Source organism: Paenibacillus sp. JNUCC 34 (genome assembly GCF_058269055.1).
This window is the reverse complement of record NZ_CM177770.1, coordinates 166,196-189,758: the sequence shown is the minus strand read 5'-3', so window position 1 is coordinate 189,758 and position 23,563 is coordinate 166,196. Positions and strand designations below refer to the sequence as shown.

The following is a 23,563-nucleotide window of genomic DNA, read 5'->3' as shown; positions in this document are numbered from 1 at the left end:
GAATTGATCTGTAATCTTATGTCGTTAGATTATGGTGGCAGAGTAGCATTTATACCACGTTGAACCGTTTTATTACACTAAGGAGATATCATTCTGGAAATAAAAAAATATCGGTCATAAGACCGATATTTTCATATATATAACACACTGTACTATGTTTGAGTTAATAGGACTTTATATCTTTTTTACGAACTCTGATTTTAGTTTCATAGCCCCAAACCCATCGATTTTACAATCAATATCATGATCCCCATCTACCAGACGTATATTTTTAACCTTCGTACCGATCTTCAAGACAGATGAACTTCCCTTTACTTTAAGATCTTTGATGACTGTTACGGAATCACCATCGTTCAAGACGTTTCCATTAACATCTTTGACGACTTTGGTATCTTCACTGTTTTCGGTTTCCAGACCCCATTCATGAGCACATTCCGGGCAAACAAAAAGATTCCCATCTTCATAAGTGTATTCTGAATTACATTTTGGACAATTTGGCAAATTAGACATTGTTTTAGGTTCTCCATTTCTTTGTTGTTCGTATTTCATACTATTCTGCCATAGACCTGTCTACATTTACAATTAAATATATCCCCGCATATGAACCATATAGCGTAACTTGATGATGGATAAGCTTGATCACGAAGGATACACTACGAATATTCAGCTTATAATTCACACTTTGTATTAAGGGTTCCTACATGAACCCAAAGGTGTTATAATCACTTATGACACCTTTGGGTGTCACATTAACCAAGGAGGCACAACTATGGACAATCGAGAAATACCGGAAATACGAAAAACCATTACACTCAACGCACCTATCGAAAAAGTATGGAAGGCTGTTGCAACGTCAGAAGGTATTGCCTCATGGTGGATGGGGAATACGTTTGAACCTATTGTTGGATATGAATTCATACTTCATACGGGCCAATTCGGAGATTCACCTTGTAAAGTGACTGAAATTGACCCTCCGAATCGTGTCGGGTTTGACTGGGATAAAGATTGGCATCTTGCTTTTGAATTAAAGACGTTAGAAGACGAAAAGACAGAGTTCACTCTGATTCATTCAGGTTGGGATTCAGAAAAAGTCACAGCGTTTGGACAACCGCACTCAGTCATTCGTGAAGTTATGAACGGCGGATGGGAAAGCATTGTCAACGAAAGCCTTGTTAAATACGTAGAGGCTTAAGATTATTGGAAGCATCCGCGTCAAAACATGATGTATTCCAAGCAATAGCAGACCCTACCCGCCGTAGGTTGTTGAAATTGCTTGCTGATGAAGAAATGCCGATTACCGCATTGACCGCTTGTTTTCCAATCACCCGTACCGCTATCAATAAACATCTGAAAGTGCTGAATGAAGCAGGCCTTGTCAGCAGTCAGAGGGTTGGACGGGAAACACGGTATATGCTTCAGCCAGAACCCCTGGCCGAAATAAAGCAATGGCTCGCCTTTTTTGATGAGTATTGGGATGATAAGCTTGCTGCTCTAAAAGAATTCGTAGAGAGCGATCTTGATTAGTGAAGGCCCGTATTAGCTCTGTATCGAGCTAATCGGGCCTTTTTAGATGTCTCTGCCTTTTCCACGTGTATCACTATTATCATTTTGGCTTGGGGTTATATGCCACGCCATCAATTTGAACCTTAAGTCCATTTGGGCCGCCACAATGTGCAAACTCGGTAGAAATAGTTTTTCTAGCTGGAAAGTTACCTTTAAATCTACGTTTGAAAACTTCCTCCATTACAGGTATATCCCAGACATCCCGAAGCAAAATATCCACCTTAACTATAGAGTCCAATGTCAGGTTTGCCCTCTGTAATCTGTTACTCATATCATCAAGGGCTCCTTCAACCTGCTGCTCAATCGATTGACCAACATTACCAACACAAAAGCTGAGAAAAATAAAATCACCCGCTTCAACATAACCAGAGTATGCATTTTCTTCATTCACATCATATCTTATGATTTCACCCAATTTCGTCATCCCCTTCATATTCTCTTTTTCATAGATTAAGCTCAGTATAAAGGAAGATATCAGACAACATTATGTCGTCATTCAACGATATTTTTGTAAAATGTCCTCAGCATATGTAATCAATGTGTGTTTTAATTTCTCAGGTTCCAAAACAGTTATCTTATTACCATATCCGAGCAAGGTTCCAAACCATCCTTTCTCATTTTCCGGAACACTGAATTCAACCATTAACTCGTTATTACCGGTTTCTGTTATACGTGAATTAGGAAAGCTTTCTTCGATCGAAATCCTGATGTCAGACTGGCATGCCAGTTTAATATTCATATACGGCCGGGTATCTTGCTTTTCGGCTAAAAGTTCTTCTGCATTATGATGTACATTGGAAAAGTCCTGACATGTTAATTTCAAATCTCGAATTCTTGAAAGACGGAACATACGGTATTCCTGCTTATCACAGCAAAACCCTAACAAGTACCATGAATACCACTTATACGTGACCGCTACGGGTTCAACAAGTCTTCGTGATTTAAAATGTTCAGCGTTTGTGTATTGAAATTCAATTACAACTCTTTTGCGAATTGCTGTTTCTATACTAGTCAAATAATCTCTTACATCAAACCCCTCACGCAGCACACTAAAATCAAGATGAATATTTTGTTGGAATAGCTCATCCTTCGGTGAAAGTGACAGCAGCTTTTCAAATGTAGCTTCGATCTGTCTACTTTCATATGCTGAACATAATCCTTTTAAGGCTGTTATGATGAGAACATAATCATCTGTACTAAAGATCTGCCTGTTCATTTTAAAGCTGTTAATAATGCTATACCCGCCATGTGTACCCTGTGTCGAAGTCACTGGAATACCAGCCATGCTCAGTGTTTCAATATCCCGCTGAATTGTACGAGAGGATACCTCAAATTTTTCCGCCAGTGACCGTCCACTAACCGTATCACGATTTAAAAGATAGATCAGGATTCCAAGCAGTCTATCGATTTTCAAAAATAACCCCCTCTTCATTATGAGGTTCTGTTACTCCGGTCTGTGCTTTAGTTTCAATAAAAATTATAACATTTGGCTGTACCACTTCTTATGATACGGTTCACCCAATCATGGTCATCGACCATAGTAAGTTGTCGAATGACAAGAACATAATTGCTTAGTGGGAGCGCGTAAATCGCGGTCTTTTTTGTTTTATGGATATAATAACTGGAAATACTTTTGTTTCATTCACTCAACTTTTTATACCCTAACTTAATCTTTAGGAGAGGGGAAAAGCTGTTTCTCTAGACTCACACGATGTTTATACGCTAATATTAAGCCCTACTATTCATATCATTGGAATCGAAGGAACTTGTCTTGCTTATGGTCACGATGTGAATGATTAAAACTATGGTTCATAAGGGGTTATAAAGACATGGTCAGTGAAAACAAACAGTCCGCTTTTGCTATTTGGATTAGCTTAATCAGCAACATTATACTAACAACCGTCAAATTGGCTGTCGGACTCATATTCAACAGTCCTGTATTAATTGCAGATGGTGTACATAATGCAGGTGATATCGTGGCTACAGGAGCTGCACTAAGTTCTATGCGTGTTTCAAAACTACCTCCCGATGAGGATCATCCTTATGGACATGGTAAAGCAGAAGTTATCGGTGCAGGTATTGTTGCTATTATTTTAGTGATGGCTGGGATTTATATGGGTTACCATTCCGTAACGGTTCTATTTGAACCCCCTCAAAAAGCAAGCGTCATCGCACTAATCGCCGCGGGGTTTTCATTGGTGTTGAAACAAATCCTGTACGTTTATACAATGTCAGTTGGTAAGAAGAACAACAGTAATGGTTTGATCGCTACCGCCTATGACCATCTTGCTGATGTATATGCATCGATCGCAGCGGTCATCGGAATTGGCTTGGCTCTAATTGGTGATTATTATCAAATGACACTGTTGTCCTACGGAGATCCGATTGCGGGTATTATCGTCGCTTATTTTGTGTTGAGACTGGCTGTTCATATGGGGAAGTCATCCGTGGGTGTTCTGATGGAGAAAAATGTAGACTCTGAAAAAATGAATGCATTGATCAACCTAGTTCGTGAGGTTCCAGATGTTAAACGGATTGACCGAATCCGTGCTAGAGATCATGGACATTACATTATTGTTGATGTGAGAGTAAGCATTCCTGCTCAGTTAAGTGTCCAAGAAGGACATGATATTTCAAGACAAATCAAACACTCGATCATTGAACACCACCCTGAAGTCGAAGAAGTATTGGTTCATTTGAACCCTTGGTACGACGACAATACAAATCTGCTATGAAAAAGAATGCAAAAAAGCCACTCTTAGGAGTGGCTTTTTCCAACCAATTTACATTTCTTTTTGGTATCTATTCGTAAAGTACTCGGTCAATACATTGTACAAAAGAAACACACCTAAGGTTACCATGATCACCCATAAACTCGCGTCGATCACAATCAATAAGCAAGCAATCCCCAATACAAACCACTGGATCATATCCCCCGCTTTAGCTTTTGCCTTGTAGCGCATGGATGAGCTCCGCTCATCTTTGTACTCCGTTCGGCCTTGCTTCGTCACCGCAGGATTACGCTGCTCAAAATGTTTTGTTAACAAATTGACTGTACTTATTACAAATAGTGAAGCACCAGCGCCAATGAGTATATCCGATATTACTTTGAGGTCATTTCCCAAAAATATAAAGCTTAATAAGAATAGAGCGACTCCAAGTATCAAAGTCCCTATATAAAACGATGTTTTCTTGAACATTATTGTTCCTCCTCATAATTAACTATATCTAAGGAACCTAAGGTTACTTTAAACATCCAATATACAACATTTCCCTTAATTTATAAAGAATCTCCACAAAAGCAATGCAAAAAGGACACCCTCGGGGTGCCCTTCAAGCCTAAATCTGCGTTCTTCCGCCTTCATTTTAATCAAACTGCCAGCAGCTCAAGCTCAAGTTGCCGTACTGATAGCTGCGGTGAAGTAGTTGGGCTTTCCGGTCCTTATCACCAGCTCCCATTGCGATTAAAAGCGGGATAAAGTGTTCACTGGACGGCACGGCTTCTCTGGCATAAGGTGCTAGCTCCCTATAGTTAAACAGGGAAGCAGTATCCCACGTTTCCAGCTTGCTCTGCAGCCAGCTATCGAACGCTTCTGCCCAAGCGTCTATGCCATCCGACCGCCAATTCAATCCCATTAGATTGTGTACGGTCCCTCCACTGCCAATAATCAAAACATCCTGTTCTCTAAGTGACGACAACGCCTTACCAATCTCATACTGCTGTTTATTGGTCAGATAACGGTTAACGGAGAGGGCTACAACCGGAATATCCGCATCCGGATAGATCAGCTTGAGAACCGCCCAAGCGCCGTGATCGAGCCCTCTTTTCTCATCCAACGCGCTCTCAATCCCATGTTTGGTAAACAATCTTTGGATCTGGTCGCTTAGGGATCGATCGCCTTTGGCCGGATACGTTATCCGGTAAAGCTCATCCTGAAATCCGCCAAAATCATATATGGTGCTGTACTCATCTACCGCGCTCACGGTTTGAACAGACTCTTCCCAATGAGCGGAAAATAGTACAATCGCTTTTGGTTTTATTGTATGGGACGCAAAATTTTTCAATAAATCAGTGTAGGCATGTTCCTCAAGAACAAGAGAAGGCGCACCATGCGCGATAAAATAAGCTGGCATCATAAAACCGTTCACTCCTTATCGGTTTAAACTCCTTAAACTCCGGCATCCCGTTCAATCCATCTTACAAAGTCACGTTGATTCTCCTCCGAGACGCCATGAGCGGCTGGATAGGTATTGAAAGTCAGATGCGGTGTCCGTGGTTGAAAATATGCTGCTGTCTCGTGCCCAATAGAAATAGGAAATACCGGATCGAACTCCCCATGAGAGAGAAATACCGACACGTCTCTAACCGGTTGCAGTAAATACTCTTTCTTTACAAAGTCAGGTACATATCCGTTTAACGCGACAATTCCTTTCAGCTGATCCCCCATCGTAAGCGCAAGTGTCATTGATAAGATCGCGCCTTGGCTAAAGCCGAGCACATAACGCTTGCTCACATCGACTGGGTATTTATCCGACGCATAATCGATAAATGCCTCCAGCTGCTGAACGGATTGATCAAACATCTCCCGAATCGGGTTTCCTAAACTTTTCAACTCATAAAATTGGTACCCGGGGCCAAAAGAAAGATTCCCTCGAATATGGATCATAATAAAATCGGCGGCCAATGGAGCAACTAAGCCAGACATATCTTTTTCATCCGAACCCTTCCCATGAAGCGTAAAAATTGTAGGGTACGTTTTTTCAGGGTCCATATGGGCTGGCAGTTGAATGTCATATTGGTAAGCTGGTGTCATAACATATCTCCTTACTTTTGGACTGCTGCACTACGCTTGTTACGAATAAAATGATCCACCGATAGAGGTGTAGGATTCACTACTAACAAATGCAAGGAGATCAGCATCAAAGCGATTTCCAACTCGTACCCAGGTGACTGATCGTTTCCAAGCAGTCCTGCAGACAGCTTAACCGTAACGATCGCGCCAATCATGATGAGGATAAGCAGAGCCGAGACAGAGCGGGTAAACAATCCGGCAATAAGCATAATACCCCCGACCAGTTCAATAATTGCGGCAACATACGCCATAAATCCAGGAATGCCCATCGAGCTAAACCACGCGTCCACATTGCCTAACCCCATTTGAAACTTACTTACTCCGTGGACAAGAAATATAATTCCCAGCACCACGCGCATAATAGTAGATACCCCTGTCATTTTCGTCATTCTTTATCTCTCCAATCTAAAATATTAGTAATAATAAAATATATTTCATATGAGTAATTTATATCATAGGACTATGGTGTGTCAACAATAAATTTGTTAATATAAATATATATTCTGTATTACAAATATTTTGAGAGCGAGTGAAGACAATGGACATCGGCTCCAACATACGAGCAATCCGAAAACGCAAGAACATTACTATCGCTCAAATTTGCGAAGAAACAGGCTTATCCCAAGGCTTCTTAAGCCAGGTTGAAACGAATAAAACCTCACCATCCATCGCGACGTTAGAAAATATTGCACAAGCATTGAAGGTACCTCTGGCCTACTTATTGCTGAAAAAAGAAGAACGTATGGGCATTGTTCGAAAAGAGGAACGAAGAATCACGACAAGCGGAATCGAGAATTTAAAGGTAGAGCATCTGAGCTCTACTAAAAATGTAAGGATGATGCTCGTTGAGTTCCCTCCCGGAGCTTCAACTGGTGAAGTTCCGCATGCTCATGAGGGTGAAGAAGTACATGTGGTGATTAAAGGGGAGATCTACGCCGAACAGGGGGAAGATCACGCTGAGTTTGGGGAGGGGGATTCCTTCTCCTGGAACGCCTGCACACCCCATTTGGTAAAAAATATCGGTGATGAACAAGCGATTGTACTGATATCCGTCTATACGGAAACAGATCATCAAGGGGATTTGCTGTAAGCAAGCATTACCTTTTCTTGATTCAATTAAAAAGGAGAGGCACTCGGCCTCTCTTTCTTTATTGATATTCACTTGACTTTAGCTAGTTTGTGATTACAGGTTGATTCTATCCTGCTTAGTTCCAAATGACTTGTTCCCCAATTGAAAAGGATATCAATTACAGGACGAATGGATTCACCATAGGTAGTTAAAGAATATTCAACTTTGGGTGGAACAATCGGATACACATGTCTAACAATAATTCCATCCTCCTCAAGATCACGAAGTTGCTGAGTTAGTACTTTCGGAGAGACACTGGGAATATATCGCTGCAGCTCCGAAAATCGCTTAGTGCCATTGAGCAGATAATACAAAATAAACGGTTTCCATTTCCCCCCAAGCACTTCAATCGACACTTCAATCGGGCATTTATCCGATACCATTACGCTTCCTCCTTACCTCAAAGTAACTCTATAACCATATTGTAACTTATTGCCATACATAACCATTACAACTATAATTTTCAATAAGCTGCAGCTTTATTATACCAATTATAGAACACTCATGTACAAGGAAAACGACGAGGGAATCGGCCAATCCCTTCCGATGTTTTCCAATCGACTAATACAAATAAGGAGTGTTATTTTAATGCGTAAAATGATGGTTCTCTTACTCACTACTTGTATTACCTTCACTTCAGCATCCGTGGCGCTGGGTTCTGCGGAGTCCAAACCGAAAGACGATTTAATCGAACTAAGTGATGAGTTCACCAATAAAGATTCTCTATCGAATTGGAAGCTGCATCATGAAGTCGAAGGATGGCCAAGCCAAGTTGAAGTACTGGACATTAATAAGAGCAAACCTGGTGCACTTCATTTAATTCCAAAGACCGGCACATGGTACGGAGACTTCCGAGGCGTGTATGCATTCAAAGAAATTAATGGTGACTTTATCGTTACAACACGCTTGAAAGTGTCCGGCAAACAATCAGAACGCCCTACGGGAATTTTTGAACTCGCTGGTCTCCTTGTAAGACAGCCAAAAAACACAACAGCTTCTAATTGGAAACCGGAACAGGAAAATTGGATTTATCTCAATTACGGTACCCCAGATACAGCTAATGAATTGGTATTAGATAGCAAAATCAACCTAAAAAGCCAGTTTACTTATACAATAACTCCTGTAGCAACCGATTGGCTTCAGCTCAAGATCGCAAAAGTTGGACCGTGGTTCTTCCAGTTCTATAAATTTGACCATGATGACAACTGGACCCTTCATCGACGCGTGAACCTCCCAGAACTACCAAAGACTCTTCAGGTAGGGATTAACGCGCATGGCAACACTGTCAAATCATTTAGTACTGATGCTAAAACATTTAACGAAACCGTATATAATAGTAAAGAAGACCATGCTGATCTGGATGTGGAATTTGACTTCGTACGCTTTCAGCGGCCCGTCGTGACAGATGAGTTAAAGGCTAAGATCCTAAAGGGAGAGGCACTGGATCGAGAAATCGTAGATGCCCTCACCCATTAAAAATAATCGTTCAATCTCTCATCCTTGTTTTCAAGGATGATTTTTTTTATGCATTTTCCACAAACTCCGCTTTAATTTAATAGCGCTAAATTTTGCAATCCATTATTATGATCGCCATCAATCAGAGCAAAGCACCCGCCGCTGGTTCTTTTAGTTCTGCAACGTTTTTACGGCTTTGTATTCCATGATATGATAGATAAACGTTTCCTTACATACATTCAGGCGGTGAGAGATATGAACATAAGAGAGATCCAAGAGCAAGACAATAAAGCCATCGAGAACGTCATTAGAACTTGTTTAAAAGAATATGGTGGAGATCGAGCGGGCTTGGCGTGGGAAGATCCACTGCTGGGCTCTTTATCAGAAGTCTATAGAGGAAACAACTCCAGGTACTGGGTTGCCGAGCACCATGGTAAGATTGTAGGCGGCTGCGGCATCGGCCCAATGGACAAGCTTGAGGGTGTCTGTGAGCTGCAGAAGATGTACTGCCTGCAAGAGGCAAGGGGAACCGGAATCGCACACAAGCTCATGAATACGGCACTAGAGTTTGCACAAACATGCTATGAGCAGTGTTACCTCGAGACTTTGAGCAATATGGAAGCTGCAAACCGTTTTTACCAGAAATACAACTTCGTAAAGCTAAGCAAGCCCCTTGGTGACACCGGGCATTTTTCATGCGATATATGGTACCTTAAAGATCTTCAACAAAGCTAAACAATAAGAAAAATCCCTCAACTCCTTAAGTGACTTGAGGGATTTAATCGTGTATCCACATTTTCTGCTACCCTTTTACTTCTCTGTAATCTTCATCATGCAAACCAAGCTGTTTGTTTCGTTCTTTAAACCGGATATTATGTGAAGAAACGTATGCCGCTTTCGGTGCATCTGGGTCAATATGTAACTTAGCACTATTTAATGCGAGAACTCCATCCGTGAAGGCCCCAGCAATATATCTCACCTTGCTCTCATGATCAATGAAGTCTCCTGCGCCATAAATACCAGGGATATTCGTTTCCCTTTTGGCATTCACAACCGCTACATCATCTTCCATCTCCAATCCCCATTCAATTAATGCGCCATAATCACACTTCAACCCATGATTGACAATAACGGCATCCACAGAAATTCTCTCCATTTCACCTGTTTCCGAATGAGAAATGGTTACTTGATCGATCATATCTTCATTACCATGCAGCTGTACAACTTCATAAGGTGTACGTACATCCACAGAAGATTCTTTCATCTTAATGACATTCTTTTCAAGCCCGCCAAAGTCGTTGCGTCGATGCACGACGGTTACACTTACAGCGATGGGTTCTAATTCATTTGCCCAATCAACCGCTGAGTTTCCTCCGCCAGAAATCAGCACATGCTTGTCACGAAATACATCCAGCTCTTGCACCGTATAGTGTAAATTTGTGACCTCATAGCGGTCTGCTCCTTCAATTTCCAGCTTCTGCATGGTTAATACACCATACCCGATTGCTAAGATAACCGTTTTTGTATGATGCTTCTCACCTGTTGCAGTCGTTAACATAAAGGTTCCATCCTGCAATCTCTCTAGTCCTTCGACCTTCTGGTTCAATACGATAGTTGGATCAAAAGTTCGTGCTTGCTCTTCTAATCGAGCGATTAATTGTTCACATAGAATTGGCGTAACTCCACCAACATCCCATATCATTTTCTCTGGATAAATGAGCATTCTTCCCCCAAGCTTGGGCCCATACTCAATAATTTTGGTTTTTAAATCACGCATTCCACTATAAAAAGCGGTATACAACCCGGCAGGTCCCCCACCAACAATCGTTACGTCAAATAACTCTAATTCCTCAGTCATTTCCGTCCCCCATACATTTACTTCGTTTCTGTTAACAGTGCTGCCATTTCCTCTGCTTGTAACAGTGCTGATAATGGATCACTCGTAAAATATTTTTTCATATCTAGTTCATATACACGCTTATTCTTCACAGCGTCGAGCGAATTCCAAACGCTTGGCAATTCGAGTTCGCCCCCCACACCATTTCTAACCATAAAGACATAATCACCAGCGTAGTCGCCTATCTTTTCCCACGATACATCAAGTCTGATTTCTCCCTTATCAATGATGTCTCTCTTTACTCGAGGTTGCGGCGTAACGCCCAAAATCTGATACAGGGCATCTCCACCACGCTCTCCCGACTCACCAACAACAATGGTAGATTTCGTAGTAGCCACATCAATAATGGAGAAGGTAGCGTCTTCTGGAATCACTCCTCTTATTTTTTCCTTAGCGACTTCGACTCGTTTATCAAAAGAACTAAGCCATTCTTCAGCTTCTTTTTGTCGATTCAATATTTCACCCATTGCCGTAATTTCCTCATGAATATTGTCATATTTTGCCGTATCATACACGACGGTCGGGGCTACTTTACTATATTGTTCAACCATTTTAGGATCCCAAGTAATAATTAAATCTGGATTTAATGCAAGCATTTTTTCTACAGACACTTGCCCATCACCCCCGATATCCTGGGTCCGGTCTGTTACGTATGACTCAAGAAACTGTCCGTACTCCAGAATCGTCTTGGAAGCACCAACTGGCTCTACTCCTAGTGCCAACACATGGCCCAGATCCCAGTCGACAATAACTCGTTCGGGATGGCTAGGAACTTCAACTTCACCTGTTATCGTGGAGATGATTCTCGTCTTATTCTGATCATCTGTTTTCTGTTCAGCTGGCTGTGCTGATGTTTGTTCTTCTTTCGCTTCATTTGAACTTGTATTGTTGGCTCCTTCGCTTGAACAAGCGGCAAGAAAGAGCAGCAAGCACAACATAAGCAGCCAAGATCCTGATCTTTTTATATTCCGTTTGAACATGTATACTCAATCCTTTATTTAGTTTTCTATTGGGCCCACCATTTTAATAAGCTGCTGCTAATGCTTTTATGTTTATTGGTTTCTTTTCCGATCCATCTGCTAATTCGTATGGTAAGCAAAGCGGGCCACCTGTACGTGGATCCGTGATAATATCTGCTTCGATCGCAAATACCTCACGCAGCACTTCCGGGGTAACGACCTTTACGGGTGCTCCAGAACTCACTACAGCTCCTGATTTGATCGCCACCATATGATGGGCAAATCTAGCCGCATGATTCAAATCGTGAACGACCATTATAATCATCCTCTGTTCTTCTTTATTCAGCTTTTGCAGCAATTTCAGCACTTCAAGCTGATGGGCCATATCCAAAAAGGTTGTTGGTTCATCAAGAAACAAAATGCTTGTCTGCTGGGCGAGTGCCATGGCAATCCATGCCCGCTGACGCTGTCCTCCCGATAACTGGTCAACAGCCCGATCATAAAATTCCATCATTCCAGTTACTTTTATCGCCCAATGAATGATTTTCCGGTCTTCCTTGGTCATGGTGCCCATTCCTTTTTGATGCGGATAGCGACCATAGCCGACTAGCTCGTATACGGTTAAACCATCTGGTGCGGTCGGATTTTGCGGCAGAATGGCTAATTCCTTGGCCACTTCTTTAGTTGATTTTGTATGAATCATCTGCCCGTCAAGCATGACTCCCCCATCCATAGGTTTCATGATGCGCGCCATCGTCTTCAAAATAGTTGACTTGCCAGAACCATTCGCTCCTACCAAGGCGGTAATTTTCCCATTCGGTATAGACAAATTCAGCTTATCGACGATTGTTTGATCCCCATAGCCGATGGTTAAGTCTTGGGTTGATAAACGATCAGCCATTATCTATTTCCTCCTATCATCTAATCTTCTTCTACATGTGGAATTGGGCATGGTGTAGTCTGCTATATGTGCCTCCTGCTTCAAGCAGTTCCTTATGTGATCCCTGCTCTTGAATACCTTCTTCCGTTATGACTAGAATGCGATCGGCATTTTTTATCGTTGCGAGACGATGCGCAATTACGAGCGTAGTCCGTCCCTGAGACAGTTCATTTAACGCTTTCTGAATCGCTGCCTCCGTTTCCGTATCCAGCGCAGATGTCGCTTCATCCAGAATAAGAATCGGCGGATTTTTCAGGAACATCCGAGCAATTGAAAGCCGCTGCTTCTGTCCTCCGGATAACTTGACGCCACGTTCACCAATTAATGTATTCAACCCATCTGGAAGTCCGAGAATCAAATCTTCCATCTGCGCTCGCCTCGCAGCATCCCATATTTCCTCTTCTGTCGCATCAAGCTTTCCATAGGCAATGTTTTCCCGAATCGATCCATCAAATAAAAATACATCCTGCTGTACGATCCCTATTTGCTGACGCAAAGATTGAATGGCCATATTTCTAATATCAATGCCGTCAATCCTAATGCTGCCTGAGTCAATATCGTAAAACCTTGGCAGCAAACTACAGATCGTTGTCTTTCCAGCTCCCGATGGACCGACAAGTGCTACTGTTTCTCCTTTTTTCACCGTAAAATTAATATGGTTGAGCACTTTTCCTTTGCCTTCATAACCGAACGTGACATCGTTATACTCAATATCACCCTCTAGATGTTGAACCTTGATTGCATCTGGCACATCTTCTTCATCCGGTGCAGTGTTAAGCAGATCCAAATAACGGCGGAAACCAGCGATTCCTTTCGGATAAGTTTCAATGACAGAATTAATCTGTTGAATCGGATTAAGAAAGATATTGGATAAGAGCACAAAAGCCATAAATTCACCAAACGTCATTTGTCCTTCGATGACAAACCACGTACCACATCCTAGTACAAAAAGCGATATAACCTTCATCAGCAAATGGCTGATTGATGAGTTCCAGGCCATCACCTTATAAGTAACAAGCTTCGTTGTGCGGAAACGCCCGTTGTTTACAGCAAATTGATCAATTTCATGGTCCTCGTTAGCAAATGCTTTTACGACACGAATTCCGCTCACATTGTTTTCAACTCTGGCATTAAAATCGGCGATGTCGGCAAACATTTGGCTGAATGCCCGCGACATTTTCCTGCTGAAATAAATGGATAGACAAATCAAGAACGGAATAATAATGAATGTCAGAACGGCAAGCTTCCAATTAATCGATAGCATTAAACCAAAGGTTCCAGCCAGGGTCATCACCGCAATAAACAAATCTTCCGGGCCATGGTGGGCAATTTCCCCAATATCCATTAAATCATTGGTCATCCGTGAAACGAGATGGCCTGTTTTGTTATTGTCAAAAAATCGAAAAGACAGCTTCTGGACATGGTTGAACAATTTTTTTCGCATATCTGTCTCAATATTAATCCCCAGCATATGTCCCCAATAGGTAACAACATAATGTAGGAAAGAACTAAGCACATATATCCCAAGTAAGCCGACACACGCCCATATAATGAAATTCCAGTTGCCGCTTGGCAATAAGTCATCAATCACTCTATTTATCGCTAGAGGAAAAACAAGCTCCAATAAAGCAGCGAAAATCGCACAAGTAAAATCTGCAATAAACAACCATTTATATGGCTGATAATAAGAAAAAAATCGCCTTAACATATGGAGTAAGATCTCCCTTCTTTGGGATCGTCACGCTTTTGAACGGGCAAGTAGATATAAGAAATACGGCGCTCCTATCACAGCAACAACAATACCTGCTGGAATTTCTGATGGTTGTATAATCCAGCGCCCAATGGTATCCGCAACCAGAACGAGCAGCGCCCCTGCCAGAGCAGATCCTGGAAGCAGGAATTGATGCTGCGGACCGATCAGACGGCGAACAAGATGGGGGGCAATCAATCCGACAAACCCGATGCCACCGCTAACAGATACAGAAGAACCTGCTAATCCAACCGCTGCTGCGAGAAGAACCAAGCGTTCTTTTTCCACAGAAGCTCCTAACCCGATAGTCAACTGATCGCCCAGGCTCAATACATTCAATACACGAGCTTTATAACATACAAACGGCAATAGAATGATAACAAACGGAAGCAGGGAACCAACGAATTTCCAGTTTGAACCCCAAATGCTTCCCGCCATCCATGTTGCAACAAACTGATATTGCTCTGGAGTGAAGCGTATAGTCAGTACAATCGTAACCGCACTAATACCTGCAGCCACAGCAATACCCGTTAATAAGAGTCTGGTAGGTGACAAGCCCTCTCCTTTTTTGAGCGATAGGACATAAATTAACGCAGCGACAAGACCAGCTCCCAACCAGGCCAATATCGGCAGGAGCATCACAGAACCAACCGTTTCTGTTGGAAAAAAAGCAATGTAAAGCATGACAGCGAGCCCTGCTCCCGCATTAATTCCGAGAATTCCGGGGTCTGCCAGTGCATTTCGGGAAAGCCCCTGCATGACGCAGCCAGAAACCGCGAGTGAAGCTCCGACAAGAACAGAAATGATAATACGCGGAAGCCTGAACTCAAACAAAATCAGCTCTTGCTTATCCGTACCCCCACCAAATAACGTTTTGATTAATTCTATAGGTGTTAATCGGATATGACCTGTATTCACACTGATAATAAAGGCAACAGCAATTAAAACGATAAAGATGGTCAACGTCGTTATGTTCCGTCTTCTCTTTCTGGACTCCACCGGAGAAAAATCAGATAATTCCACTTACAACCCTCTCCTTTCTTTACGAGCAAGGTAGAGGAAGAACGGTACCCCAATTAAAGCAATTAAAGCACCGACCGGTGTTTCATAAGGCGGATTAATCATCCTGGCGATTAAATCGGCCCACAGAAGCAATAGACTTCCAAGGACTGCAGAGCATGGAATAATGTAGCGGTAATCGACTCCAACTAAATATCGGGTTACATGGGGAACGATAAGCCCGACAAATCCAACTGCACCAACAACGGAAACAGCCGATCCAGCTAATATCAGCACCAGAATCGTTGCCATAAGCTTAACCAGTTTTGTTTTTTGTCCTAACCCGGAGGCAATCTCCTCACCAAGACTAAGCAGCGTAATCGATCGGGAAAGCATGATGGCACCAAGAATCGCGGCTCCAACCCACGGAATCATAATCTTCAACTGCTCCCATTTCGTTCCGGCTACTCCGCCCGCATACCAAAAGGCAAGATCCTGCCCGATCCGAAAATATAAAGCAATCCCTTCACTTAAGGCACTGAACAACGCACTGACTGCTGCACCAGCAAGTATGAGACGCAGTGGTGTCAAACCACCCTTAGCCATGGAACCAACGCCAAACACAAGTCCCGCTCCGACTGCAGCTCCGATAAACGAAAATAGAATTAAATACGTATACGAGAGCCCTGGGAAAAAGGCGAAGCACAGCGCCATCACCAATACGGCACCTGAATTCAAACCGAGCAGCCCCGAATCAGCGAGCGGATTTCTTGTCATGCCCTGCATAATGGCACCTGCAACTGCAAAGCTTGCACCTATCATTGCTGCCCCTAGTACTCTTGGCATCCGCAATTCCCTGATAATCTGATGATCGTTGATATCCGGATTAAAATGAAAAACAGAATCCCATACGACAGACAATTTAATATCAGCTGCTCCAAAAGAGATTGAAAGAGCAATACTAAATAGGAGTACGACAATTCCACCTATCATAATGATCGTTGCGGCTATTGGACGTGAACGGAGCTTAGGCTCCACTGCTTCAATCCCCGTTCCATCTACCTTCACTGCAGTCATTCCCATCATCCATTCACCTTTACTTTGAATTATCGCTTTTAAATGAAATTGATTATTATTATCAATTAAAAAAGTACAGAAATCCCCCTAAATCCAGAAATCATTAAACTATTTATCAAGGGCTTCCAACCTGCCCCAGCCGGCTTCACATCCAAGGCCAGAAGTGTAGCTAATAATCCAGCTTGAGTCACGATGCGCTTCGGATTTGCAGGGATCTTCACCTCACCATTAACCGTTTGTACTACCCGCGTTTCTTCAGCAGCAACAGCCTTAGTGTCGACTGATTTATTCTCTGAACTCTGACTAACCTCTTTGCTACTGCAGGCTGTCAATACGACAAGACAAATAACAGACAGTAGTACCAAACTCTTCTTGTATATATTTATAATTATCCTCACTCTCCTAATAATCCAAATGATAATGATAACCATTTTCAATTGTAGCAAGAGCATCTATCAAAGGACATAGACAATGATAACTAATTCAATATGGACAAATGTAAGATTTAGGGTCTGTTCAAAATACATTTCACTTGAATATCCAGTTGTTTCTCTAAAGCTACACCTTCACTGGCCCAAAAATCTTCAAGGCGTAAGCGATAGATTTGCCCGTTTTTTGCTGCGGGTAGCTGACGCCAATGTTCAGTTTCAACAATTCTTGACGCTTGCATGGCGGTATGGATGACAACAAACATATGGTCCGCTGCATACGTAGAAATTTCATTTTCAGAAATGATAAGATGCTTATTGGGCCCGAGCACTTCCTTTTGAATCCGCTTAGCAGGAGCCAGCTTCAACATGGTATATAGATTGTAAGCGCCTCTTGCTGTCGATCTCCATATTCCTACCTTCCCGTTATCCCTTAATTCATATAACCCGACGGTTTCTTCCTCTTGTAATGCTTCCTTCAGTATTTTCCGGGCACTTTCCGCCTTTTCCTGAAAAGCCTGAATCCACTCATTACTTTGCGCTTCTCTTCCAACGATCCGCCCGATAATCTCTACTTCTTCCAATCGGTCATGTGTATCCCAATCCAGCATCATGACGGGTGCTATGGATTCCATCTCCTCGATGATCTTTTGATTCGGATATAAATAAGTAGGGGCAATAATTAAATCCGGCTTGAGATCACGCCATTGCTCAATCGTAGGCAGTTTATCGGGAGCTAGTTGGATCGATGAGCTTACTTCCTCTCTTAACAGCTCAGGGACATTCGAATATGCTGATAGAACTGCGGTCGGCTTTATTCCTGTCGCCAGCAATGCACCTGTAAACTGGAAGGTAATGATTCGCTCAAACTCTCTTCCTTTCCTGAATTCACTGGGCGACATCCCAACCTGTTTACGGAACTTCCTACTCAAATAAAGACCATCCTGATAACCAACTTTACGCGCGACCTCCCCAATCGTCAGCGTATGTTCAAGCAAAAAAACTTTAGCCTTATCCATACGAATTTGCGATAAATAGTCAGAGAAACTCCAGCCTGTTTCCTTTTTAAACCGTTCAGAAAAATAGTTTGGATGATAGCCAAAGTGTTTGGCTACTGCGTCTCTAGACAAGGCTTGATGAGAATGTAAAGAAATATATTGCAGGATGGAATGAAACGACGAGCTAAATGTACGCTGCCCCGAAGAAAGGTATTCATCCTCAATTTTTGCAATTAGTTCATTCAGCAAATATATAGATCTTGTATTTTCATCTTCATCCGCCGCTGTTTTGATTAGCTGAGCAGCTAAATTTTTCACCTCTGCTGAAACCTGACTGTAAAACAAACCACTCTGCAGAAATAAATCGGATGCATGTTGATAACGCAGTTCTTTCTCTGTTACTCCAATCAGCTCATATATTGAAAAAAGGAACATATTATAAATAAGTTCTGTTCCTCCTATATTTCGGATCTTCACCTTTTCTTGAGGGTTCATGACCAACACCGAACTGCTCTCAAGGTTAAACATTTGCTCTCCACTCTTAATCTCTGCCTCTCCAGATAAAATAATGAAAAGAACTGTATGTTCTGTTTCATATTCAGCTTCCTTCCTGGCTTCGGTACATATATGACTTCCTTTTCTTAAGCTATACACTCTGTTTTGTCGTAACATCTTATCCTCCTTCAAAGGCAAGATTCCCCGTTTTCTCTAATTGATTATCATTCTCAATGCATTCTATATTTTTATTGGTGTTTTCGCAATCATCTTCATCAATAAGACAAAAAGCACCAGAAACAACCTATTCATTTAAAATAGATTATTTCTGGTGCTCATTGTAGTTTAACGAATGACTTACTTGCTATCTATCTTCTGTTATATAAGTCCGGGTCTGCCGGGATATGCGCTGTAGACGGACCAGGCACCTCATCGCATGCCGACGCACATGATTTGGCCATGGAGCAGCCGGCGCATTTTCCTTTTTTCGTCTTTTTCACATAAGAGAGCAGTGTCCATCCGGCATAACCGAAGATGAGTGCACCGATCAAGATGCTTGCCAGCATGGCCCATCACTTCCTTTCTCTACAAGCTTTTAATGAAAGCCAAGAGCCCTTCCGACCGTAACGATCGCCAGAGAAATGCCGTAGGCAATCACCAGCGAGTAAAGGATAGAAAACCAAGTCCAGCGTGCTGACATCGTCTCCTTGCGAATGACTCCGACTGTAGCAAGACAAGGTACATATAGCAGGATAAATGCCATAAAGGAATAGGCCTGAAGCGCCGTGAAATGTCCCGCTAGCATCCCCTGCAAAGCCGCTGTATCTGGGGCGGAATAAATGATGTTCATCGTCGATACGACCACTTCCTTCGCCAGAAACCCCGTGATCAGTGCTGCACCGGCCTGCCAAGTACCAAATCCGAGTGGTGTTAGCAGATAGCCGATCGCTCCGCCGATCTTCGCCAAAAAGCTTTCATTCATCGGTACGTCGAACCCTCCCGGACCTGCATAACTCAGCAGCCAGATGATGACCGATCCACCGAAAATGAACGTTCCCGCTTTTCGCACAAAACCCTTTCCCTTCTCCCAAGTGCTGCGGGACAGCGTCTTCCACTGCGGAATCCGGTAAGGTGGCAGCTCCACAACAAACATGGACTCCTGCTGCTTCAAAATGGTTGAAGAGAACAGCTTCGCGAGCAGCAACGCTATCACAATGCCCATCACATACAGCGACAGGACAATCAATGCCTGATTGGACTTGAAAAAGATACCGACAAATAAGCTGTACACCGACAACCGGGCCGAGCAAGACATAAGCGGCGATAGAATAATCGTCAGCAGTCTTTCCTTCGGCTGTTCAATGGTCCGGGCCGCCATAATACCCGGTACGTTGCAGCCAAAACCGATGATCATAGGAATGAATGCTTTACCATTCAAACCGACCACTTCCATCAGCCGGTCCATGACCGAAGCAATCCGTGCCATATAACCGGAATCCTCGATAAAGGAGATAATCAAGAACAAGATGAAGATTTGAGGCACAAATACGAGAACTCCACCGACACCTGCAAAAATTCCATCAAATATGATCGCTTTTATAAAAGATGTAGCTCCAACACTATTCAGCAGCCACTCTGTTCCATTCTTCAGTGGACCGTTTATGAATCCATCGACCAGGTCGGATAGCGGGTTGCCTAGCCATTCAAACGTTAGCTTGAACGCTAGGTACATAAACATCAGAAAAATTGGGATGCCTAAATACTTGTTCGTAACGACCCGATCAATCCGCTCCGTCAGATTGCTGCGTCTTTCTGTCCGCGTTAGACACTGAGCAAGAATCTCTTGTATATGATCGCTTCGCTTATTGCGGATGTACTGGGACAGCTTCTTTCCACCGTACGCTTCCATAACGGACTGCTCCGTGGACTGATAGAACTGATCCAGCCATTTGGAGTCGATTACCTTCTCCAGCGCGGCACGCACAACCGAGTTCCCCTCCAGAAACTGTATAGCCATCCAGCGCGGGGAGACGATATGATCCGGCATCTTGGCAGTCAGCCCAGCACACGCTTTTTCCAGCAGCTCTCCATAAGAAAGCATGTACGGTTTTTCACAATCACTTCCAGACGATTCTCCCGTAAGCATGCGAAGCAGCACATCACAGCCCTTTCCGCTTCGGGCCACTACCGGAACGACGGGTGTCTTCAGCAGCTCGGATAATCGTTCGATGTCTATCTCAAATCCCTGCTGCTTCGCCACATCCACCATGTTCAGTGCGATGACAACGGGCTTGCCGTATTCCAGTAGCTGCAATGTCAGGTTTAGGTTTCGTTCAATTTGAGAGGCATCCACCACGTTTAGAATGGAATCAAATGATTCGTTCAGCAAAAAACGGGAGGCGACCTCCTCGTCATGCGATAAAGGATTAAGGGAATAGAGACCCGGCAGATCGATAAGTTGACCTTTTCCTGCCTTCAGTTGTCCAACCTTCTTCTCGACTGTAACTCCGGCCCAATTGCCTACATATTCATAGGAGCCGGTCAAAATGTTAAACAGTGAGCTTTTTCCGGTATTCGGGTTGCCTACCAGAACAATCTCGCTCATACGGCTTCCACTACAATCTGAAGAGCTTCCTTGCGGCGAATAGCAATCTGCTGTCCATTAGCCTCCAGTGTAATAGGGCCTCCGAACGGTAATCGCTGTTTAATGCAAACCTGACAGCCCTCCACGATCCCCAAATCATTAAGCCGTCTACAGACCAGCTGATTGCTGCATCCCAACTCCACAATCGTAACCGGTGAATTGATGTTCATATCTGTTAGCTTCACTTCAAACACCTCGATGAGAATAATTATCAATTACTTTGGATTATAGGGCAACAACTCTCATCTGGCAATAGGTTTATATTGTAATAATTACATATAAATAATGAATGAAATTTTCACCGGCAGTAGGAAAAACAAATAAAATCGCTAATATCTTAAGATGTTGGCGATTTTTTAATGATGTACTCAATTTTTATAAACAGGAGGTATTTTGATGGCAGAAATCGTAAAGGTATATCGGGAAGCACTTCCCAATGTGCGCCTCGTGGGGAAAATGTATACAAACCAAGACCGAGATGAACATGGTTCTTTTGCGAACCAATGGGCCAAATGGTTTGAAAATGAATGGTTTGCACCCTTCAACAAGCTTGCTGTTGCCGGCATAAATGATAGTGCATCCGTAGGGTGTATGCGTTTCAACCAGACAACATTTGAATACTGGATAGGTATGTTCTGCCCAGAGGATACAGAAGTTCCGGAGGGCTATAACTATGTTGATATTCCAGCCGGAGATATCGGTGTAGCATGGATTAAGGGTCGTGAAGACAACGGTGAGGTATATAGATTCCATGACCAATGTGTTGCCGCTATACAAGAAAAGGGCTGGGAAATTGCAGAAAATTCATGGTTCTTTGAACGATACAACTGCCCCAGATTTACAGCTCCGGACGACAACGGCGAAGTCATTTTAGATTATTGTATGTACCTGGCTAAATGAGCATCAGCCCCCGACCAAATGCGTTCGGGGGCTGAACTGTTCTTAGCGTTTGAAACACCAAGCTACTTTTTCTCTATAGAAAAAGAATGGAAGCGAGTCTCGAAACCGCCATTCGGGGTCGGGCTGCAGCAATAGATGCCTACTTTGACCGGATTTGGATGCCGGTCTTCATGCAAATGAGCGATCCGGATCTGTTCCCACTCATCTGGGTTACCCTGCGTCTTGGCCGAGACGGTATAATCGCCGTCCTTACGCTCGACTCGGAATGCCAAAGGTTTCGTGACATGCGCATTCTCGAAATTTCGGGTGGACCAATCCGAATACCCATGATTGGTGACGACCGCCCCCATGTGTGATGGACCTTCCGGTATATATTCAAGTGATGTCTTCAACCAACATGTTTCCGACACCATGACGAACAGCCCCGCCTGGTCATAGGTTGATACGGGCTGCATACTAAGTGATACTTCTGCCGTGAAGTCCGTCTCAATCGACTCGTAAAAGACATGTCCGTTCATCACTTCGAATCCGTAATGGGTTTTCAGCCAAAAATCAGTTTCGGATTGTGTATGGACGAGCAAGGATTCATCTTTCACGCTCCAATGTGACGGCTCATTCATTATGGTAAGCTTACCAACAAAATCAGGTATATATGATACTTTAATCATGGGAATAACAGCCTCCAATTCAATCATTTCGTTTAAATCATACATGCTGCAATGTGTTCCATATCCTCAACATTACTACGCTTCCGAAGACATCGCAATGAAGAGTGTCAGACCTTCGTTTTTTGATTGACTAATTAATCAAAAATGATTACGATTACCTTATAAATAACATTTTCATCAAGGAGGATGTACACCATGTCTCCCCGAGTGGATGAACAGAATCAGCAAATTCGTGATATGCGCAAACAGCAACTGTTGGCAGCTGGGGCGAAGGTATTTGGAGAGCGGGGCTATGCGGGTACGAAAGTGAGCGATATTGTGAAGGAGGCTCAGCTAAGCCATGGCTTGATTTATCATTATTTTTCTTCCAAAGAAGATATATACACTGAGTTAGCAAAGACTGCATTTATTACTTCTTATGAAGCGATTCATCAAGCTGTACACAGCAACGGAAGCCCTTATGAACGTCTGAAGGCAATGACAGAAGGGATTTTTGCCCACACCCGGGAGAGCGGCCATTTCTTTCTGATCGCGCTGCAAACCAATACGTCCAAGACGGTACCGGAAGAGGCATCAGCGATCTCAAAAGAATATTCGGCCAAGAGTCTGGAATTGCTCAAGCATCTGTTCCAGCAAGGTCAGGAGCAAGGTGAATTCATCAAGGTGGATCCATCAGAGCAAGCTCTTATGTACTCTTCGATGTTGAATGGTGTTGTGTTCACCCGATTAACCTATCCGTTGTTGGAAGACTTCCCGCAGGTAGATCAGATCTTGAGAATTTTCATCGATACATCATCTGTATAGGAGT

General features: G+C 43.0%; 28 protein-coding genes. 8 read left to right on the top strand and 20 right to left on the bottom strand.

Going from position 1 to position 23,563, the window contains the following annotated elements; translation table 11 throughout:
- Positions 1-174: 174 nt before the first annotated feature.
- On the bottom strand, positions 175-510 hold the full coding sequence (locus AC2TF5_RS00855; RefSeq protein WP_491302766.1) for a zinc ribbon domain-containing protein YjdM: 336 nt from the start codon (positions 508-510) through the stop codon (positions 175-177).
- Positions 511-769: 259 nt separating this feature from the next.
- Here AC2TF5_RS00855 and AC2TF5_RS00850 point away from each other — a divergent pair, with 259 nt between their 5' ends.
- Both AC2TF5_RS00850 and AC2TF5_RS00845 read left to right on the top strand, forming a co-directional pair.
- Positions 770-1,192: an SRPBCC family protein gene (locus tag AC2TF5_RS00850; RefSeq protein WP_491300421.1), complete on the top strand. Its 423-nt coding sequence runs from the start codon at positions 770-772 to the stop codon at positions 1,190-1,192.
- A gap of 5 nt (positions 1,193-1,197) precedes the next feature.
- Positions 1,198-1,524: an ArsR/SmtB family transcription factor gene (locus tag AC2TF5_RS00845; protein WP_491300420.1), complete on the top strand. Its 327-nt coding sequence runs from the start codon at positions 1,198-1,200 to the stop codon at positions 1,522-1,524.
- Positions 1,525-1,603: 79 nt separating this feature from the next.
- Here the strand turns inward: AC2TF5_RS00845 and AC2TF5_RS00840 are convergent, their stop codons facing one another.
- Positions 1,604-1,978 (bottom strand): RidA family protein, encoded by a 375-nt coding sequence (locus AC2TF5_RS00840; protein WP_491300419.1) that lies wholly within the window; start codon positions 1,976-1,978, stop codon positions 1,604-1,606.
- An 81-nt stretch (positions 1,979-2,059) separates the two neighbouring features.
- On the bottom strand, positions 2,060-2,977 hold the full coding sequence (locus AC2TF5_RS00835) for a helix-turn-helix transcriptional regulator (RefSeq protein ID WP_491300418.1): 918 nt from the start codon (positions 2,975-2,977) through the stop codon (positions 2,060-2,062).
- 415 nt (positions 2,978-3,392) lie between these two features.
- Here AC2TF5_RS00835 and AC2TF5_RS00830 point away from each other — a divergent pair, with 415 nt between their 5' ends.
- Positions 3,393-4,298 (top strand): cation diffusion facilitator family transporter, encoded by a 906-nt coding sequence (locus AC2TF5_RS00830; protein WP_491300417.1) that lies wholly within the window; start codon positions 3,393-3,395, stop codon positions 4,296-4,298.
- A gap of 48 nt (positions 4,299-4,346) precedes the next feature.
- Here the strand turns inward: AC2TF5_RS00830 and AC2TF5_RS00825 are convergent, their stop codons facing one another.
- From AC2TF5_RS00825 to AC2TF5_RS00810, 4 genes are all read right to left on the bottom strand, one after another.
- Positions 4,347-4,763 carry a hypothetical protein gene (locus AC2TF5_RS00825; protein ID WP_491300416.1) on the bottom strand — a complete coding sequence of 139 codons (417 nt, stop codon included), beginning with the start codon at positions 4,761-4,763 and terminating at the stop codon, positions 4,347-4,349.
- 166 nt (positions 4,764-4,929) lie between these two features.
- Positions 4,930-5,700 carry a DODA-type extradiol aromatic ring-opening family dioxygenase gene (locus tag AC2TF5_RS00820; protein WP_491300415.1) on the bottom strand — a complete coding sequence of 257 codons (771 nt, stop codon included), beginning with the start codon at positions 5,698-5,700 and terminating at the stop codon, positions 4,930-4,932.
- Between the two features lie 32 nt (positions 5,701-5,732).
- The gene (locus AC2TF5_RS00815; protein ID WP_491300414.1) at positions 5,733-6,377 is read right to left on the bottom strand and encodes an alpha/beta hydrolase; all 645 of its coding nucleotides are present in this window, start codon (positions 6,375-6,377) and stop codon (positions 5,733-5,735) included.
- A gap of 11 nt (positions 6,378-6,388) precedes the next feature.
- A complete protein-coding gene (locus AC2TF5_RS00810; RefSeq protein WP_491300413.1) occupies positions 6,389-6,805 on the bottom strand; it encodes a DoxX family protein in 417 nt (138 codons plus the stop codon).
- 149 nt (positions 6,806-6,954) lie between these two features.
- Here AC2TF5_RS00810 and AC2TF5_RS00805 point away from each other — a divergent pair, with 149 nt between their 5' ends.
- A complete protein-coding gene (locus AC2TF5_RS00805; protein ID WP_491300412.1) occupies positions 6,955-7,506 on the top strand; it encodes a helix-turn-helix domain-containing protein in 552 nt (183 codons plus the stop codon).
- Between the two features lie 68 nt (positions 7,507-7,574).
- On the opposite strand, the gene AC2TF5_RS00800 is transcribed toward AC2TF5_RS00805, so the two are convergent.
- Positions 7,575-7,928 carry a winged helix-turn-helix transcriptional regulator gene (locus AC2TF5_RS00800; protein ID WP_208917091.1) on the bottom strand — a complete coding sequence of 118 codons (354 nt, stop codon included), beginning with the start codon at positions 7,926-7,928 and terminating at the stop codon, positions 7,575-7,577.
- Between the two features lie 205 nt (positions 7,929-8,133).
- Between AC2TF5_RS00800 and AC2TF5_RS00795 the strand changes: the two genes are divergently transcribed.
- Together AC2TF5_RS00795 and AC2TF5_RS00790 are read left to right on the top strand one after the other, a co-directional pair.
- Positions 8,134-9,021: a hypothetical protein gene (locus tag AC2TF5_RS00795; protein WP_491300411.1), complete on the top strand. Its 888-nt coding sequence runs from the start codon at positions 8,134-8,136 to the stop codon at positions 9,019-9,021.
- Between the two features lie 234 nt (positions 9,022-9,255).
- Complete coding sequence (locus AC2TF5_RS00790) at positions 9,256-9,735, top strand: GNAT family N-acetyltransferase (RefSeq protein WP_491300410.1); 480 nt, start codon at positions 9,256-9,258, stop codon at positions 9,733-9,735.
- Positions 9,736-9,802: 67 nt separating this feature from the next.
- On the opposite strand, the gene AC2TF5_RS00785 is transcribed toward AC2TF5_RS00790, so the two are convergent.
- The 11 genes from AC2TF5_RS00785 to AC2TF5_RS00735 all read right to left on the bottom strand — a co-directional run bounded on the left by AC2TF5_RS00785 (position 9,803) and on the right by AC2TF5_RS00735 (position 21,372).
- On the bottom strand, positions 9,803-10,858 hold the full coding sequence (locus tag AC2TF5_RS00785; RefSeq protein WP_491300409.1) for an NAD(P)/FAD-dependent oxidoreductase: 1,056 nt from the start codon (positions 10,856-10,858) through the stop codon (positions 9,803-9,805).
- A gap of 17 nt (positions 10,859-10,875) precedes the next feature.
- Complete coding sequence (locus AC2TF5_RS00780; RefSeq protein ID WP_491300408.1) at positions 10,876-11,877, bottom strand: ABC transporter substrate-binding protein; 1,002 nt, start codon at positions 11,875-11,877, stop codon at positions 10,876-10,878.
- 43 nt (positions 11,878-11,920) lie between these two features.
- Positions 11,921-12,757 carry an ABC transporter ATP-binding protein gene (locus AC2TF5_RS00775; protein ID WP_491300407.1) on the bottom strand — a complete coding sequence of 279 codons (837 nt, stop codon included), beginning with the start codon at positions 12,755-12,757 and terminating at the stop codon, positions 11,921-11,923.
- 31 nt (positions 12,758-12,788) lie between these two features.
- On the bottom strand, positions 12,789-14,504 hold the full coding sequence (locus AC2TF5_RS00770) for an ABC transporter ATP-binding protein (RefSeq protein ID WP_491300406.1): 1,716 nt from the start codon (positions 14,502-14,504) through the stop codon (positions 12,789-12,791).
- A gap of 30 nt (positions 14,505-14,534) precedes the next feature.
- Complete coding sequence (locus tag AC2TF5_RS00765) at positions 14,535-15,545, bottom strand: FecCD family ABC transporter permease (protein ID WP_491302765.1); 1,011 nt, start codon at positions 15,543-15,545, stop codon at positions 14,535-14,537.
- A gap of 24 nt (positions 15,546-15,569) precedes the next feature.
- A complete protein-coding gene (locus AC2TF5_RS00760; protein ID WP_491300405.1) occupies positions 15,570-16,622 on the bottom strand; it encodes a FecCD family ABC transporter permease in 1,053 nt (350 codons plus the stop codon).
- 65 nt (positions 16,623-16,687) lie between these two features.
- Positions 16,688-17,020, bottom strand: coding sequence for a hypothetical protein (locus AC2TF5_RS00755; RefSeq protein WP_491300404.1), 333 nt, complete (start codon positions 17,018-17,020; stop codon positions 16,688-16,690).
- 107 nt (positions 17,021-17,127) lie between these two features.
- Entirely contained in the window at positions 17,128-18,720 is a 1,593-nt protein-coding gene (locus AC2TF5_RS00750; protein ID WP_491300403.1) for a helix-turn-helix domain-containing protein, read from the bottom strand.
- A gap of 191 nt (positions 18,721-18,911) precedes the next feature.
- Complete coding sequence (locus tag AC2TF5_RS00745) at positions 18,912-19,109, bottom strand: FeoB-associated Cys-rich membrane protein (RefSeq protein ID WP_491300402.1); 198 nt, start codon at positions 19,107-19,109, stop codon at positions 18,912-18,914.
- A gap of 29 nt (positions 19,110-19,138) precedes the next feature.
- The gene (gene feoB / locus AC2TF5_RS00740; RefSeq protein WP_491300401.1) at positions 19,139-21,148 is read right to left on the bottom strand and encodes a ferrous iron transport protein B; all 2,010 of its coding nucleotides are present in this window, start codon (positions 21,146-21,148) and stop codon (positions 19,139-19,141) included.
- A complete protein-coding gene (locus AC2TF5_RS00735; RefSeq protein ID WP_491300400.1) occupies positions 21,145-21,372 on the bottom strand; it encodes a FeoA family protein in 228 nt (75 codons plus the stop codon). The genes feoB and AC2TF5_RS00735 overlap by 4 nt, the downstream gene beginning before the upstream one ends.
- Positions 21,373-21,583: 211 nt before the next feature.
- Between AC2TF5_RS00735 and AC2TF5_RS00730 the strand changes: the two genes are divergently transcribed.
- A complete protein-coding gene (locus tag AC2TF5_RS00730) occupies positions 21,584-22,087 on the top strand; it encodes an AraC family transcriptional regulator (RefSeq protein ID WP_491300399.1) in 504 nt (167 codons plus the stop codon).
- Between the two features lie 62 nt (positions 22,088-22,149).
- On the opposite strand, the gene AC2TF5_RS00725 is transcribed toward AC2TF5_RS00730, so the two are convergent.
- A complete protein-coding gene (locus AC2TF5_RS00725; protein WP_491302764.1) occupies positions 22,150-22,752 on the bottom strand; it encodes a DUF1349 domain-containing protein in 603 nt (200 codons plus the stop codon).
- A 198-nt stretch (positions 22,753-22,950) separates the two neighbouring features.
- On the opposite strand from AC2TF5_RS00725, the gene AC2TF5_RS00720 reads away from it, so the two are divergent.
- The gene (locus AC2TF5_RS00720; RefSeq protein ID WP_491300398.1) at positions 22,951-23,559 is read left to right on the top strand and encodes a TetR/AcrR family transcriptional regulator; all 609 of its coding nucleotides are present in this window, start codon (positions 22,951-22,953) and stop codon (positions 23,557-23,559) included.
- Positions 23,560-23,563: the final 4 nt, after the last annotated feature.

What these genes read in the sequence shown, in the direction of transcription:
- AC2TF5_RS00855 (WP_491302766.1), bottom strand. Translation starts at nt 510, where the DNA reads ATGTCTAATTTGCCAAATTGTCCAAAATGTAATTCAGAATACACTTAT.
- AC2TF5_RS00850 (WP_491300421.1), top strand. Translation starts at nt 770, where the DNA reads ATGGACAATCGAGAAATACCGGAAATACGAAAAACCATTACACTCAAC.
- AC2TF5_RS00830 (WP_491300417.1), top strand. Translation starts at nt 3,393, where the DNA reads ATGGTCAGTGAAAACAAACAGTCCGCTTTTGCTATTTGGATTAGCTTA.
- AC2TF5_RS00825 (WP_491300416.1), bottom strand. Translation starts at nt 4,763, where the DNA reads ATGTTCAAGAAAACATCGTTTTATATAGGGACTTTGATACTTGGAGTC.
- AC2TF5_RS00820 (WP_491300415.1), bottom strand. Translation starts at nt 5,700, where the DNA reads ATGATGCCAGCTTATTTTATCGCGCATGGTGCGCCTTCTCTTGTTCTT.
- AC2TF5_RS00815 (WP_491300414.1), bottom strand. Translation starts at nt 6,377, where the DNA reads ATGACACCAGCTTACCAATATGACATTCAACTGCCAGCCCATATGGAC.
- AC2TF5_RS00810 (WP_491300413.1), bottom strand. Translation starts at nt 6,805, where the DNA reads ATGACGAAAATGACAGGGGTATCTACTATTATGCGCGTGGTGCTGGGA.
- AC2TF5_RS00805 (WP_491300412.1), top strand. Translation starts at nt 6,955, where the DNA reads ATGGACATCGGCTCCAACATACGAGCAATCCGAAAACGCAAGAACATT.
- AC2TF5_RS00800 (WP_208917091.1), bottom strand. Translation starts at nt 7,928, where the DNA reads ATGGTATCGGATAAATGCCCGATTGAAGTGTCGATTGAAGTGCTTGGG.
- AC2TF5_RS00795 (WP_491300411.1), top strand. Translation starts at nt 8,134, where the DNA reads ATGCGTAAAATGATGGTTCTCTTACTCACTACTTGTATTACCTTCACT.
- AC2TF5_RS00790 (WP_491300410.1), top strand. Translation starts at nt 9,256, where the DNA reads ATGAACATAAGAGAGATCCAAGAGCAAGACAATAAAGCCATCGAGAAC.
- AC2TF5_RS00785 (WP_491300409.1), bottom strand. Translation starts at nt 10,858, where the DNA reads ATGACTGAGGAATTAGAGTTATTTGACGTAACGATTGTTGGTGGGGGA.
- AC2TF5_RS00780 (WP_491300408.1), bottom strand. Translation starts at nt 11,877, where the DNA reads ATGTTCAAACGGAATATAAAAAGATCAGGATCTTGGCTGCTTATGTTG.
- AC2TF5_RS00775 (WP_491300407.1), bottom strand. Translation starts at nt 12,757, where the DNA reads ATGGCTGATCGTTTATCAACCCAAGACTTAACCATCGGCTATGGGGAT.
- AC2TF5_RS00770 (WP_491300406.1), bottom strand. Translation starts at nt 14,504, where the DNA reads ATGTTAAGGCGATTTTTTTCTTATTATCAGCCATATAAATGGTTGTTT.
- AC2TF5_RS00760 (WP_491300405.1), bottom strand. Translation starts at nt 16,622, where the DNA reads ATGACTGCAGTGAAGGTAGATGGAACGGGGATTGAAGCAGTGGAGCCT.
- AC2TF5_RS00750 (WP_491300403.1), bottom strand. Translation starts at nt 18,720, where the DNA reads ATGTTACGACAAAACAGAGTGTATAGCTTAAGAAAAGGAAGTCATATA.
- AC2TF5_RS00745 (WP_491300402.1), bottom strand. Translation starts at nt 19,109, where the DNA reads ATGCTGGCAAGCATCTTGATCGGTGCACTCATCTTCGGTTATGCCGGA.
- feoB (WP_491300401.1), bottom strand. Translation starts at nt 21,148, where the DNA reads ATGAGCGAGATTGTTCTGGTAGGCAACCCGAATACCGGAAAAAGCTCA.
- AC2TF5_RS00730 (WP_491300399.1), top strand. Translation starts at nt 21,584, where the DNA reads ATGGCAGAAATCGTAAAGGTATATCGGGAAGCACTTCCCAATGTGCGC.
- AC2TF5_RS00720 (WP_491300398.1), top strand. Translation starts at nt 22,951, where the DNA reads ATGTCTCCCCGAGTGGATGAACAGAATCAGCAAATTCGTGATATGCGC.